Source organism: Brevundimonas sp., assembly GCF_046295775.1.
Lineage (GTDB): Bacteria > Pseudomonadota > Alphaproteobacteria > Caulobacterales > Caulobacteraceae > Brevundimonas.
Map to the genome: position 1 here is coordinate 1 of NZ_JBKBML010000010.1, position 13834 is coordinate 13834.

Annotated in this window: 11 protein-coding genes and 1 pseudogene; 5 read left to right on the plus strand and 7 right to left on the minus strand. The window is 67.8% G+C overall.

The features are described from left to right. The 3 genes and pseudogenes from ACK4I0_RS07780 to ACK4I0_RS07790 form a co-directional block, all read left to right on the plus strand. Positions 1-425, plus strand: a pseudogene (locus ACK4I0_RS07780) (hypothetical protein); the annotation flags it as partial. Then, positions 388-1320: a hypothetical protein gene (locus ACK4I0_RS07785; RefSeq protein WP_409609651.1), complete on the plus strand. Its 933-nt coding sequence runs from the start codon at positions 388-390 to the stop codon at positions 1318-1320. The pseudogene ACK4I0_RS07780 and the gene ACK4I0_RS07785, both read left to right, overlap by 38 nt. A 313-nt stretch (positions 1321-1633) precedes the next feature. After that, entirely contained in the window at positions 1634-2320 is a 687-nt protein-coding gene (locus ACK4I0_RS07790; protein ID WP_409609653.1) for a helix-turn-helix transcriptional regulator, read from the plus strand. Between the two features lie 18 nt (positions 2321-2338). Here ACK4I0_RS07790 and ACK4I0_RS07795 read toward each other — a convergent pair whose 3' ends face one another. From ACK4I0_RS07795 to dusA, 4 genes are all read right to left on the minus strand, one after another. Continuing rightward, positions 2339-3232, minus strand: a complete 894-nt coding sequence (locus ACK4I0_RS07795; RefSeq protein ID WP_409609655.1) for a DUF1206 domain-containing protein — start codon at positions 3230-3232, stop codon at positions 2339-2341. A gap of 73 nt (positions 3233-3305) precedes the next feature. After that, entirely contained in the window at positions 3306-4715 is a 1410-nt protein-coding gene (locus tag ACK4I0_RS07800; RefSeq protein WP_409609657.1) for an alkaline phosphatase PhoX, read from the minus strand. Positions 4716-4860: 145 nt separating this feature from the next. Then, complete coding sequence (locus ACK4I0_RS07805; RefSeq protein WP_409609659.1) at positions 4861-5685, minus strand: sulfite exporter TauE/SafE family protein; 825 nt, start codon at positions 5683-5685, stop codon at positions 4861-4863. Further along, entirely contained in the window at positions 5682-6716 is a 1035-nt protein-coding gene (dusA, locus tag ACK4I0_RS07810; RefSeq protein WP_409609661.1) for a tRNA dihydrouridine(20/20a) synthase DusA, read from the minus strand. The genes ACK4I0_RS07805 and dusA overlap by 4 nt, the downstream gene beginning before the upstream one ends. Before the next feature lie 133 nt (positions 6717-6849). On the opposite strand from dusA, the gene ACK4I0_RS07815 reads away from it, so the two are divergent. Continuing rightward, the gene (locus tag ACK4I0_RS07815; protein WP_409609663.1) at positions 6850-9000 is read left to right on the plus strand and encodes a malate synthase G; all 2151 of its coding nucleotides are present in this window, start codon (positions 6850-6852) and stop codon (positions 8998-9000) included. A 33-nt stretch (positions 9001-9033) separates the two neighbouring features. Here the strand turns inward: ACK4I0_RS07815 and ACK4I0_RS07820 are convergent, their stop codons facing one another. Together ACK4I0_RS07820 and ACK4I0_RS07825 are read right to left on the minus strand one after the other, a co-directional pair. Next, a complete protein-coding gene (locus ACK4I0_RS07820) occupies positions 9034-10107 on the minus strand; it encodes a hypothetical protein (RefSeq protein ID WP_409609665.1) in 1074 nt (357 codons plus the stop codon). Between the two features lie 79 nt (positions 10108-10186). Then, on the minus strand, positions 10187-10786 hold the full coding sequence (locus tag ACK4I0_RS07825) for a TetR family transcriptional regulator (protein WP_409609667.1): 600 nt from the start codon (positions 10784-10786) through the stop codon (positions 10187-10189). A 47-nt stretch (positions 10787-10833) separates the two neighbouring features. On the opposite strand from ACK4I0_RS07825, the gene ACK4I0_RS07830 reads away from it, so the two are divergent. Then, entirely contained in the window at positions 10834-11667 is an 834-nt protein-coding gene (locus ACK4I0_RS07830) for a metal-dependent hydrolase (RefSeq protein ID WP_409609669.1), read from the plus strand. Positions 11668-11679: 12 nt separating this feature from the next. On the opposite strand, the gene ACK4I0_RS07835 is transcribed toward ACK4I0_RS07830, so the two are convergent. After that, the gene (locus ACK4I0_RS07835) at positions 11680-13518 is read right to left on the minus strand and encodes a monovalent cation:proton antiporter-2 (CPA2) family protein (protein WP_409609671.1); all 1839 of its coding nucleotides are present in this window, start codon (positions 13516-13518) and stop codon (positions 11680-11682) included. Between the last annotated feature and the right edge of the window lie 316 nt (positions 13519-13834).

Below are 13834 nucleotides of genomic sequence, written 5' to 3' on the forward strand. Positions count from 1 at the left end.
TCGGCCCCGCCTTGGCGGGCGTCGATCGCGCCTATGGCGTGCGGCGTTACGAGATCGAGGTCGATCCCCTGCCGCAGGGTTATGACCTGGGCAGCGGCCTGATCAACGCCTTCCCCGGCTTTGGCGACGGCTATCGGGTGATGGTGGGCAGCGAGGCCTCCCTGACGGCGCGTGGCGTTTTGATCTCGGATGACGGCCCCGTCGCCCTGATCGGCGGCGTGATCCAGGCCGCAGACGATCCGACCGACGCGGTCGGCAAGCCGTTCTTCACCAATCGAGGCGGCCGCTTCATCGCCGACGGCCTGGCGCCCGGGCGCTATCGGCTGATGGTCGGGGGCGAAAGCCTCGGCGAATTCGTCATCCCCCGGAACGTGGAAGGAATTGTCGATGTCGGCGAAATCAGAACGCGTCGGCCGCAACCCTGATCGGCGGAACAGAGCGCACGTCCTCGCGCTGACCGCCCTGGCTGCGGCCTGGCTGTATAGCAGCGCCGTCCAGGCATGCGACCTCGCCGTGACCCAGGCTCCGACGCCGACCCGCATCGACTACAATCCCTTCGCCATCGGCTCGCCCGCAGGGCCGCTGGATGTGAAGTTCCAGAACCGGGGAGAGGCGGCTTGCGATTTGCGCCTCTCGTTCACTGACGATGCCGGGCAGGAGGCGACCCAGGTGGTTATGGGCGGAGTCGCGCTGCAGTTCAGGCCGCGTGAATCGTCCGGCGTCACCCAGGCGCCGGCCCAGCCCGGCGTCTTCCTTTTCACCCTGGCCGAGGGGGCGACGGGCGAAGCGCAACTGGACGCGGCGGTGTTGCGCGACGCGGTGGCCGAGGCCGGAGAATATGCAGTCGATCTCAAGCTGATCGTCAAGGACGCCGCGGGTCAGACGCTGACCGCGCCGATCCCGGTGCGGCTGGTGCTGAGCGCCACGCCACGCGCCCAGCTTAACCTGGCCGGGGCCGCCGGCGTGTTCGGCTCGGGCTCAAGCGTCGAGGTGATCGATTTCGGCGAGGCGGTGACCGGCGCCACGCGAAAGATTTTCGTCCAGGTCCGCGCCAACGCCCGCTCGACCCTGACCATCAAGTCCGAACACTCCGGCGTGCTGCAGCGGACCGAGGTCGTGGAGGGTGCGCCGTCGATCCCCTACGCCGTCGATCTGGACGGCCAGTCCGTTGATCTGACCGCCGTCTGGTCTCGGATCGTGGATCCTCGACGCAACCTTCAGGGTCTGTCCCTGCCCATGACCTTGACCCTTGGCCAGGTGGCGGGACGTGCGGCAGGTCGATATGCGGATCTGATCACGATAGACATATCGCCCGACTAATTTTGTATCAAAAATGGAAATCTATATATTCTGAGATTCAATATAATAGATTGGTAGTTAAGATCCGAATATCTTTTAAGCAGATGCTTCATGGGGCATTGCATGGATATACTATAATATCTCTGCATGGAGCTGTTCTCTCTATATTGAGCGTCGGGATGTGTATCGTTCATGTGGCGAAAACTGTGATTTTCCACAAATGCCTTGATGTTTGTGGATATGTGGGGAATCTTTGCGACCGGCCGCAACCGCTGGGAAGGGGACTTGTCGCGGCCGCGACGATCGCCTGGGCTGTGCGGTCAGGAGCAGAGACATGACGTATCGACAACCGTCCGGCGCGTCCGGTTCACAAGACGGTGGTGCGAAGGCTGCTCTCACGGGGCTGCGCCTGCTGTCGCCATCCAAGACGTCCAACGCCATCCGCAGACTTCAGGGCGCGCCCCAAAACGCACCTCATGCCGAGGCCCAGGCCTGGTTCGAGGATGATATGGTGGCTCGCTTCGTCCTTGACTTCGAGGGCCGCGTCCTCCGGGCCAATCGGTGCGGGCGGGAGTTGTCGCGGTCCGGCCGGGTTGGCGCTGGGGGGCTGTTCATGTGCGCCACCCACCGAAGCCGGCCAGAGCTGGATCAGATGCTGGCTCGGCTCAGCCAAGGGCGGCAGACCGACGGGCGCATGCTTTTCCGCGCCGGTGATGATGACTGGTGCGTGCTGAAGCTGCTGACCACGCCCGGCGCGCCCGATCGGGTCTTCGCCGCGGTCTGCCCCATCAAGCCGATCCCTGCAGAGCGTATCGAGATGCTGCAGACCGTGTTCGGCCTCACGCGGTCCGAGACCGCCGTCCTGGTTCACCTGACCGGCGGCGAGGCGCCCAAGGAAATCGGCCGCCAGTTGGACATGTCGGTCCATACCGTGAGAGCGCATCTGCGTTCTCTATGCATGCGGATGGGGGTGAAGGGGATCAACGGCGCGCTAAGGCTCAGCTTCCAACTCTCAAGCTGACAAGCCGTCGGACGCGCGTCACGGGGCCAGCTTTCGCGGCGGCCGAATGATCCGCCATCTTGCTTCGACAAAGGCAAAGGCGCCGAAGGCCGCGAAGCCCGCTCCTGTCGCGGCCAGAGCCCACGTGCCTCCGGGCTGAGCCTGCAGGGCGGCGAGCGCGCCTGCCGTGTCCGTGACCTCTCTGGCGCTGGCTCTCATGCCGGCGAGAATTATGAAGCCACCCAGGGGCAGATAGGCGAATCCGCGCGCCGCATAGCCAGCACGCGCAAGGAATTCGGCCGTCGGGCACATGGCCTTCGGGCAATCCAGGCTGGACAGGAAATCTTCGCGCCAGGCTCGCACCAGGTTCGCGATCCCGATGCCCAAGACGACGGCGCCGGCCAACATGAGCAGACTTGGCCCAAAGGGCAGGGCCAGAACCTGCTGAGCCTTCTGCTGGTTTTCGGCGACGCTTTCAGCGCGCTCGGCCGAGCGGGACGCCAGTTCTCGCGCCTCGTCCAGAACCTCGAACACGCTGGACGCCAGCAGGCCGTAGAAGAGGCCGCTCATCGCCTGGCCGGCACGCGCGGCGATGCCCTTCATATCTTTCGATGCGTGATCAACGTTGAAGACCGCCTGCAGCACCCGCCAGCCGACGAACGCCCACAGCCCCACGCCCAAGAGCATCAACCACAGCCGCCCGAAGGGCTGGTCGAGCAGCCACACGCCCGTGTCGCCGGCCCCGAACGCTCCCTCCGTCGGGCCCAGAGCCGCAAGGAGGGTGAGGATGCCCGCCGACAGATAGACGAAGCCCCGGGCGGCGTAGCCGAACCGCGCCGCCGCCTCGAGCAGCATCTGCATGCGGGTCTGGCGCTTGCGGGCGGGCCGCAGCGGGCTCAGCAGAGCGTCGATCGTGGCGCGTGGATTGGTCAAGGCGTCCCTCCGGCCACGTCAACGCGGCTAGAGGCGCTCGGCTCCCGCGGCCGGACTCAAGACGGATTGGGCCTCAAGCGGCTCGCAGTTGGTCCCACGGCCCGGTGATCGCAAACGTCAGGCCCGGGTGCTGATAGTTGACGAACAGCGTCGATCCGTCAGGCGAAAAACAGGCTCCGGCGAACTCGGAGTTCGCGTCGGTTGCGTTGCGCGCCAGGGTGTAGACCTGGCCCTCGGGCGACACGCCCTTAAGGTGGTTTCGGATCGTGGGGGAATAGTTGTCTTCGCAGACGATCAGGTGACCCCAAGGGGCGACCGTCAGATTGTCGGCCATGTTCATGACCCGCTCGTCGGCGCTTTCGACCATCAGCTGAAGACGGCCAGGCGAGGCGGCCTCTTGGGGACGGCCCTCCGCAGAGGAGGGTCGATAGCGCAGGATCTGGCCGCGCTCGATCGGTCCGCCGGACGTCGCGGTCAAATACAGTTCGCCGTCGCCCCAATGCACGCCTTCGCCGCGCGCGAAGATGGCCGCCCCCGACGCTCGGCCACGGACGCGCAGGTCGTCGTTGGGGCTGTCGACATCCTCCAGATCGATCCAGTCGACCGAAAGTTCGTCGCCGACAGCCCAGAATCGCATCTGATGATTGGTGGTGTCGGCGCCCGCCGCGCCGCGGATCGCCAAGGCCTGCAGCCGGCCGCCCTGGCTCAGCTCGCCCGGCGTGTTCGGCAGGAAGCGGTAGAACAGGCCGTCGGTCTTGTCCTCCGTCAGATAGACCACGCCCGTGGCGGGATCGACGCAGACCGCCTCATGATAGAAGCGGCCCATGGCCTTGAGCGGCACGGCTTCGACAAGCCCCGACGCCGAGGCCGGCACTTCAAACACATAGCCGTGCGGACGGGTCACCGACGCCGTCTCGGGCCGCTCTTCCGTTTCCTCGCAGGTCAGCCAGCTGCCCCACGGCGTCACGCCGCCGGCGCAGTTAGCGCTGGTGCCGATCAGACTGAGATGCTGCCGCTCGGTTCGACCGGTCTTCAGATTATAGATCAGGCTGGTCGTTCCGCCCGGCACGATCTGGCCCGAAGCGGTTTGGCCATAGGCCTTGGACGCATCCAGGCGCGCCATACGGCCTTCGCCGTCCGACCAGGCCGAGCGCGTCCAGTGCGATCGTGATCCCGGCTTGAGTTCGTGGTTGCGCACCAGGGTGACTCGATCGTCGTCCAGCGCGAAACACCCCATTCCGTCAAACTGGCCGGGCACGAGCAGGCCGTCGCCCATGACCTCGCCCAGGCGTGAGATCACGCGATAGGAAAAGCCATGCGGCAGATCCATCACGCCGGCCGGATCGACCTGCAACGGCCCGTAGCCGGCGATCTGATTGACATACGACTCGGTCCCTTGCGCCAGGGCGTGACGGCTGAGGCCGCCAAAGGCCAGGGCGGCCGCGCCGCCCGTCAGGATTCTGCGACGATCAAGGTTCAGCATGAAAGACGTGCTCCTGTCTGGCGCAGGCTTGTCCGCCAGATGCGTTATGCGGGCGTCACATGAGGGTGATGGTTTTGCGACGATCCGGTGGCGCCAGAGCGCGGCCACCACGGCCGACAGGAACGAGGCCTCGCGGGCCGCATGATCAAAGCGCCTTGATGACCACCGACAGCGCCGCCAGCAGAAGATAGACGGCGAAGGCCTTGCGCAGCACGGTCTTGTTCAGCCGGTGCGCCAGGCGGGCCCCGATCGGGGCGGTCAGCGCGGTCAGCAGGCCCATGATGACGGCGGCCGGCACATTCACATAGCCCAGCGACAGGGGCGGGCGGCCGTCCGCGCCCCAGCCGAAGAAGACAAAGCCGACGGCGGACGCCGCGCCGATGGCCAGGCCGAAGCCCGCAGCTGTTGAGACTGCCTGGTGGATCGGGCGGCCGCACAGGGTCAGGGTCATGCCGCCCAGGCTGCCGCCGCCGATGCCCATCATGGCGGACAGCAGGCCGATGGCCGTGGCGACCGCTCGACGGCCCCAGCGCTGGGGCAGGTCCCGCCGCAGCACGAATCGCTCGGGCAGCAGGCCCATCTGCGCGGCCACCAGGATCAGGCAGACGCCATAAACCAGGCCCAGACCCTCCATGGACGCCAGGCCCGCGATGGCGGCGCCGACCAGGCCGCCGAAAGCCACCCAAGGCGTCCAGGTCTTGAGCACCACCTCGTCCACCGCGCCGTGCGTCCGGTGGGTCGCCAGCGACCGCCACGAGGTGGCGACGATGGTCAGCAGCGAGGTGCCGATGGCGACGTGCAGATTGCTTTCGCCGCCCACGCCCATGACCGAAAAGGCGTAGAACAGGGCGGGCACCAGCACCGTGCCGCCGCCCACGCCGAACAGGCCGCCGATGACCCCGGCCACGGCGCCCGCGCCGGCCAGGGCGATCATCAGCAGGGCGTATTCGCCGATCAGATCCAGGCTCACGCCGCCTCGCGCCGGGCTTCGGCTTCGCGCACGGCCTCGGCGGCGCGGTCGATCACCTCTAGACCGGCGCCGGCCGCGATGGATTCGACCGTCAGGATGCGCCGGAAGGCGCGCGCGCCCGGCCGGCCGTGCATCAGGCCCAGCATGTGCCGCGTCATGGCGGGCAGGGCGACGCCCTCGGCCAGGCGGGCGGCCAGATAGGGGCGATAGCGCTCTAGCGCCTCGAAGGCGTCGATGTCGCGCGCGCCGCCGAACAGTCGGCGATCGACCTGACCCAGCAGGGCCGGCTCGTGATAGGCGGCGCGGCCCATCATGACGCCATCCAGCGCGACGCCGTCAGCCGCATCCAGATGCGTCTCGGCCTCGTCCAGCGAGCCGACGCCGCCGTTGATCGAGATCGACAGATGCGGCCGCTCGCGCTTCAGCCGGCGGATCAGGGCGTAGTCCAGCGGCGGCACGTCGCGGTTCTCCTTGGGCGACAGACCTTTCAGCCAGGCCTTGCGCGCGTGGACGATGAAGACCGAGACGCCCGCGGCGGCGCAGGCGTCGACGGTGGCGAACAGGCTGACCTCGGGATCCTGATCGTCCACGCCGATGCGGCATTTGACGGTCGCGGGGATCGAGACGGCGTCACCGATGGCGGCCATGCACTCGGCCACGAGTTCGGGCTCGCGCATCAGGCAGGCGCCGAAACGGCCGGACTGCACCCGGTCCGACGGGCAGCCGACGTTCAGATTGATCTCGTGGTAGCCGAAGTCCTCGCCGATGCGGGCGGCTTCAGCCAACTGCGCCGGGTCCGACCCGCCCAGCTGCAACGCCACGGGATGCTCCAGCGCGTCGAAGCCCAGAAGCCGCTCGCGATCGCCGTGGATCACCGCCGGGGCCGTCACCATCTCGGTATAGAGCAGGGCCTCGGCCGACAGGGCGCGGTGAAAGGCGCGGCAATGCCGATCGGTCCAGTCCATCATCGGGGCGACAGACAGGCGACGGGCGCGGGCCAGCGGATCGGGCGAGGATGCGAGGTCGGACATCAGGCGCGCTCTCTACACCGGGCGGGGTCTTGGTGCGAATTCGATCAAGGTCGAGCCGCCATTATCACTTTTTATTTCAGTTGACGCCGGGGCAGGCTGCTAGGGTTTGTCGAACCGCCTCCCCGGGGATGACATGGCTGACACGACGCACGGACTGACGATCGCGCCCGAAATCGCGGCGCTGGTGAACGAGATCGCGCCGGAGGCCGGCGTGACGGCGGACGGCTTCTGGAGCGGCTTCGCCCAGCTTCTGGCCGAGTTCGTGCCGCGCAACCTCGCGCTGCTGGACCGCCGCGCAGAGCTTCAGTCGCAGCTGGACGACTGGCATGGGGCGCAGTCGGGCGCACCTGAGCCCCAGGCCTACCAGGCCTTCCTGCGCAAGATCGGCTATCTGACCGAGGCGCCCGGCGACTTCCGCGTCGAGACGACGGGCGTGGACGACGAGGTGGCGCGCCTGTCGGGGCCGCAGCTGATCGTGCCGCTGACCAACGCCCGCTATGTGCTGAACGCCGCCAATGCGCGCTGGGGCAGCCTGTACGACGCGCTCTACGGCACCGATGCGCTGGGCGGGCCGCCGCCGGCGGGCGCCTATGATCCCGAGCGGGGGGCCAGGGCCGTGGCGCGGGGCAGGGCCCTGCTGGATGAGGCGGCGCCGCTGAGCCAGGGCTCGCACGCCCAGGCGACGGCCTATCGCATCGCGGACGGACGGCTGGTGGTCGAAGGGCCGTGGGGTGAGGCGGGCCTGAAGGACGCGGCCGCCCTGGCTGGCTGGCGCGGAAGCGAGGACGCGCCCGAGGCCGTGCTGCTGGTCCACAACGGCCTGCACCTGGAGATCGTGATCGACCGCGCGCACCGCATCGGGCGCGACGATGCGGCGGGGGTGGCCGACATCATGGTCGAGTCCGCGCTCAGCGTCATCGCCGACGGCGAGGACAGCGTCGCGGCCGTGGACGCCGAGGACAAGGCGCTGGTCTATCGCAACTGGCTGGGGCTGATGCGCGGCGACCTGTCGGCTGATCTGGTCAAGGACGGGCGCACCCTGACGCGGCGGATGAATGCGGACCGGACCTATCGGGCGCCGGGCGGGGGCGATCTGACGCTGAAGGGCCGGGCGCTTCTGATGGTGCGCAACGTCGGCCTTCATCTGATGGCCGATGCGGTGAAGGACGCCGAAGGGCGCGACATCCCCGAAAGCCTGTTGGACATCGCCATCGTCGGCCTGATCGGCCGTATCGATCTAAACCGCGCGCCGGACGTCCGCAACAGTTCGGCGGGCTCGGTCTATGTGGTGCGGCCCAAGATGCATGGGCCCGAAGAGGTCGCCTTCGCCGACGCCCTGTTCGACCGGGTCGAGGCGATGGTGGGCCTGCCGCCCCTGACGCTGAAGATGGGGGTGATGGACGAGGAGCGGCGCACCAGCGTCAATCTGAGGGCCTGCATCCACGCCGCGCGCCGGCGCATCGTCTTCATCAACACCGGCTTCCTGGACCGGACGGGCGACGAGATCCGCTCGGTCACGGCGGCCGGGCCGGTGGTGCGCAAGGAGGCCATGCGCCAGACCGCCTGGATCAAGGCCTATGAGGACGGCAACGTCGACGCCGGCCTGGCGACGGGCTTGGAGGGCGTGGGCCAGATCGGCAAGGGCATGTGGGCCGCGCCCGACCGCATGGCCGAGATGCTGGAGCAGAAGCTGGGCCACCCGCGCGCCGGGGCCTCCACCGCCTGGGTGCCGTCGCCGACGGCGGCGACCCTGCACGCGCTGCACTATCACGCCGTGGACGTGGCCGAGGTGCAGGCGGGCTTGCGCGACCGCGCCGCCCCGCCGCTGTCGGCCCTGCTGAGCCCGCCGCTGGCCGAAAGCAATTTCGAACCCGAGGCGCTGCGCCAGGAGATCGAGAACAACTGCCAGGGCGTGCTGGGCTATGTCGTGCGCTGGATCGACCAGGGCGTCGGCTGCTCAAAGGTGCCCGACATCCACGACGTGGGGCTGATGGAGGACCGGGCCACCCTGCGCATCTCCAGCCAGCATCTTGGCAACTGGATCCGCCACGGCGTGACCACCGAGGCCGAGGTGCTGGCGGCGCTGAAGCGGATGGCCGTGGTGGTCGACCGCCAGAACGCCGACGACCCGCTGTATCGCCCGATGGCCCCCGCCTTCGACGGCCCCGCCTTCAGGTGCGCCCGGGACCTGGTGCTCAAGGCCGAAACCCAGCCCAACGGCTATACGGAGTTCCTGCTCACGGAGTGGCGGCGACGGGCGAAGGCGGGGGGAAGGGCGAGCTGACACCGACGCTATGGTGAGCTGTGCACGCCGCCACTAACTGATGGGAACGGCGATTGCCCGATAGAGGATCGCGTCAGTAGAACCCCAACAGCAGGCCGACACCAAAAACAAGACGCCGTCCTGCTCATCGCTGATCTGCAGGCCAGCCCACTCCCGGAATGTCGGCATCGGCCGCTCCTCGACGCGCGTTCCATAGGATCGGAAATATCTGTCACGGCTGGTGCCCACCCAGCCGTTAGAGACTTCAAACAGACCATCGAGCGGCCAAGGCTGCGGTCCCATCATCCATCGATCTCCAACGGCTGGCGTCGGTGTGGAGAACACAGCCTCAATCGTAGAGGCGCAAACGCGATAAACCTCGCCTCTGCTTGATCCGAGGTGCGAGATGCCGGAGCCCACGATCAGGCAGCCAGGGGTCTGACGATCTGGGAAGAGCCCAACGATCGGCGCACATGCCGGATTCAAGACGCCTTCGCAGGGTCTTTCCGCATTTTTGGTGACGAACGAGATGGCGCCGTTCTGCAAATCTACGCGTCGAAGGCCGCCCCCCCATTCACCGCGATTGTACCCGACGTAAAGGGTCTGCCTGTCTACAGCAGTGAGATGACCATACCCACTGAGCGAAGCGGCGAATCTCTGCCGTGATTCACCTGAAGCGAGGGGGACGACGCCGCGTTGGCTCACGATCACAGGACGGTCTAGTCCGGGCCAAATGGCCAAGCCAAGCACCTGTCCTTCGGCGTCCTCCCCCGAGTGCAGATAGGTATCGCCCTGCCGTCTGTCCGATCGAATGGCGGCTGCGCTTTCGGGATCGAGCAGATCAGTCACGTAATAGCTGTCTGTCTCCCCTCGTCGAGCGAGCGCCCAGAGGTGGTCGTTGTCACGCAGAAGATCGATCACGTTCTCGGCTACGACGACGCGATCACCCGTTGACCGCACGAACCGGACCACTTTTCCGGTGCTGCCTCTCAGCCAGATGTTCTCAGCATCGGCCACGCCCTCGATGATAGCCTGACCGAGGTCTTCGTCCCGCCAAGCGCGAGGCGCTGCGTCGGCATGACTAGCCAGCACCCAGAAGAATACCAGCGACAAAAGAATCCAGCGCATCTCAAAAGCGTACTGCTGATTCTGTCGCCGTCCATCCTCAATCACGGGTTCGGCTACCTAGATCGCTGGAAAGGTCAGCTTAACCCCCTTCGATCACGCCCCTCGCCGCCGCCAGGGCCAGGTCGCGGGGTTCTTCGGCGGGGGCGTCGAGCATGGTCTTGAGGGCCGGGCCGATCAGGGCGTCGGCGAAGGCCATGTAGGCGGCGATCAGGACCAGGCGGCGGGCCTTATCGCGGGCGGCGGGGTCGTCGCCGCCCAGCCGGGCGAGGCGTTCGGCCAGGTCGCGCACCACGGCGGCGAAGGACTCGGACCGCTCCGTCTCGCGCGCCAGGGCCAGCCAGGCGGCGACCTGGGCCGCGCCGCCGCCGTCGAAGGCCTCGAACACCGCATCCAGCAGATGGCGCTGGGCGCCCACGCCCGGCTCGCGCATGTCCAGTTCGGGGCCCAGCCGTTCGGCCAGGTCGCGCATCATCGCGTCCATCACCGCGCCTTGCAGGCCCGCCGCCGAGCCGAAATGGTGGATCAGATTGGCGTGGCCGACGCCCATGCGCTCGCCCACCGCCTTCAGCGTCATGGCCGAGGGACCACCCTCGATGACGAGGTCGCGGGCGGCGGCGATGGCCTCTTCGCGCGCGACGGCGCCGCGGCGACGCGGGGCGGGGCTCTGTTTAGTTGACATTGATGTCAGCTAATCCCATTGTGGCGGCCTGTTTCGAAAGGCCCGTCATGACGGTTCACGTTTCACCCGCCGATCTGGAGATAACCCCCCGGCCGCTCAGAATCGAGCGCGAGCCGTCCACGCCGCGGTGGTGGATGGGCGATCCGGTCGGCACGGCGGTGATGAATGCGCTCAGCCTGACCTTCCCGGACGGCGAGCGGTTCTTCATCCAGTCGGTGCGCCGGTTCGAAAAGGACTGCCCGCCCGAACTGCGCGAGCAGGTCCGCGCCTTTGTGGTGCAGGAGGGAGCGCATACACGCGAGCACATCGCCTTCAACGCCATCACCCGCCAGGCCGGATACGACACCGAGGCGGCCGAGGCCTTTGTCGAGGCGCGGCTGGCCCTAGCCCGCTCGCGCCCGCCGATCGCCCAGCTGGCCGCGACCGTGGCGCTGGAGCATTTCACCGCCGCCTTCGCCCACGCCCTCCTGGCGCGGCCCGAACTGCTGAGGGACACGCCCGACGCACTGGCGCGGCTGTGGCGCTGGCACTCGATCGAGGAGATCGAGCACAAGGCGGTGGCCTATGACGTGCTGATGCACGCCCTGGCCGAGCTGTCGCCGTTCAAGCGGTGGAATCTACGGCGTCGGGCCATGGTGCTGAGCACGCTGCTGTTCACCTCGACCGTGCGCAAGACGACGCTGATGCTGCTGGCCCAGGACGGGATCACGGGCGTGCGCGCCCGGCTCAAGCTGTTTAAGTGGCTGTGGCTGAAGCCGGGGCTGTATCGACTTGTACTGGCCGACTACCTTGGCTTCTACCGGCCGGGGTTTCACCCGTGGCAGACCGATGACCGCGCCCTGATCGCCGAGGCGGAGCAGGGGCTGGCCCAAGCTGCCTAAGGGAATGGCGGCCTAGGTCTCGGCTGCCTCGACCTCTTCCTCGTTCAGCAGCCGGCCCTCGCGGCGCGGGGTGACGTAGGGCGCCGGCTGCGGCGTGACCATGTTGCCGCGCATCAGCTGGCGGCCCGCCTGCAGGCCGCCCGTCAGCTGCAGATCCAGTCGTGCCTCGTCCCGGCGGCGCACCTCGGCGATGGCTTGGGCCGCCTCTTCCTCGTCCAGGCCCAGTTCGGTCAGGACCGTCTGGCCGAAGCGCAGGGCGGATTCGAAGGTCTCGCGCACCTGGTAGTCGACGCCGGCCTGGATCAGGCGGATCGAGTGGCCGCGGTCAAAGGCGCGCACGAACAGGCGGGTGTGGGGGAAGTCCTCCTTGACCAGTTCGACGATGCGGTCGGCGGCCTCGGGCTTGTCGACGCAGACCAGCACGGCCTCCGCGCGCTCGGCGCCCGAGGCGCGCAACGTGTCCAGCCGGGTGCCGTCGCCGTAATAGACCTTGAAGCCGAACTGGCTGGCGGCCTGGATCATCTCCACGTCGTTCTCGATGATCGACACGTCCACGTCGCGCGCCAGCAAGGGCTGGGACACCACCTGGGCGAAGCGACCGAAGCCGATGATCAGCACCCGCCCCTTCAAGCCGTCGGGCGGTGGTTCCACCCCATCGACGTGATCGAGCGAGACGTCGCGCTCCTCGGGCAGGAAGCGCAGCAAAAGCGTGGTCAGCGGCGTCAGGGCCATGGACAGGATGACGATGGCCGTCAGGGCTGCGCCGGTGCGGGCGTCGAACAGTCCGGCGGTCAGGGCCGCGGCGTACAGGACGAAGGCGAACTCGCCCCCTTGCGCGAACAACGCTGCGCGTTCGATCGCCTCGCGGTTGGACGCCTTGAACAGGCGGGCAATGACATAGATGCCGATCGCCTTGACGATCATGAAGGCGATGACGCCGCCGATGACGAAGCGCCAGTCGGCGATCACCACCGCCATGTCCAGCGACATGCCGACGCTGAGGAAGAACAGGCCCAGCAGGATGGCGCGGAACGGCTCGACGTCGGCCTCCAGCTGATGCCGGAAGGTCGAATCCGACAGCAGCACCCCGGCCAGGAAGGCGCCCATGGCCATGGACAGGCCGCCCATCTGCATGGCCCAGGCGGATCCTGCGACCACCAGCAGGGCGGCGGCCGTCATCACCTCGCGTCCGCCATTGCGCGCCAGGAATCGGAACATCGGATTGACCAGCCAGCGCCCGGCGACCAGCACCCCGGCGACGGCGGCCAGGGCCAGGACGATAGTTCTCCACAGCGGCGGGGCCGTCTCGTGCGATACGCCGGTCACCGAGGCCAGGACGGCGACTAGGGCCAGCAGCGGCACGATGGCCAGGTCTTCCAGCAGCAGGATGGACACGGCGCGCTGGCCCGACGGCGAGCTCAGCTCGCCGCGCTCCTCGACCATCTGCATGATGACGGCGGTGGACGACAGGACGAACCCCATGGCGCCGATGAAGGCGATCGGGGCGGCGACGCCGAAGGCCATGGCGGTGAGCGTCAGCAGCAGGCCGCACACCGCCACCTGGGCCGCGCCCAGGCCGAAGATCTCTCGCCGCAGATTCCACAGCCTTCGCGGCCGCATCTCCAGCCCGATGATGAACAGAAAGATGACCACGCCGAACTCGGCCACGTGCAGAATGGTCTGCGGCTCGCCGATGATGGCCAGGCCGAAGGGCCCGATGGCCAGACCAGCGGCCAGATAGCCCAGCACCGACCCCAGCCCCAGCTTGCGGAAAATCGGCACCGCCACGACGCCGGCCAGCAGCAGGGCGGCGGCATGGCCCAGGTTCAAACCAGTGTGCGGATCGGCCATGGCGTCTTCCCACTAAGCGTCACCGCATAGTGGGCCCGAAAGGACACGATGGCGAGGGATCGCCGCGACGAAACGCCGCTTCGCCACAGTTTCGCCGAACCGCGTCCGCCCGATAGCGTCGCAACCGGGAGGAACGATGATGCTGACACGGCGCGCGAAGAGTGGAGTGGCGATCGGGCTGGGGCTGGGTCTGACCTTGCCGGGCGCCGCGCCTGCGCCCGCCGCGCCGTTGCAGCCGCTGGACGGAACCCCCACCGCTGCGGCGTGCGCGCCTCTGGGTTTCGACCTGGCGCCGCCCGCCCCGCCTCGGCCGCCA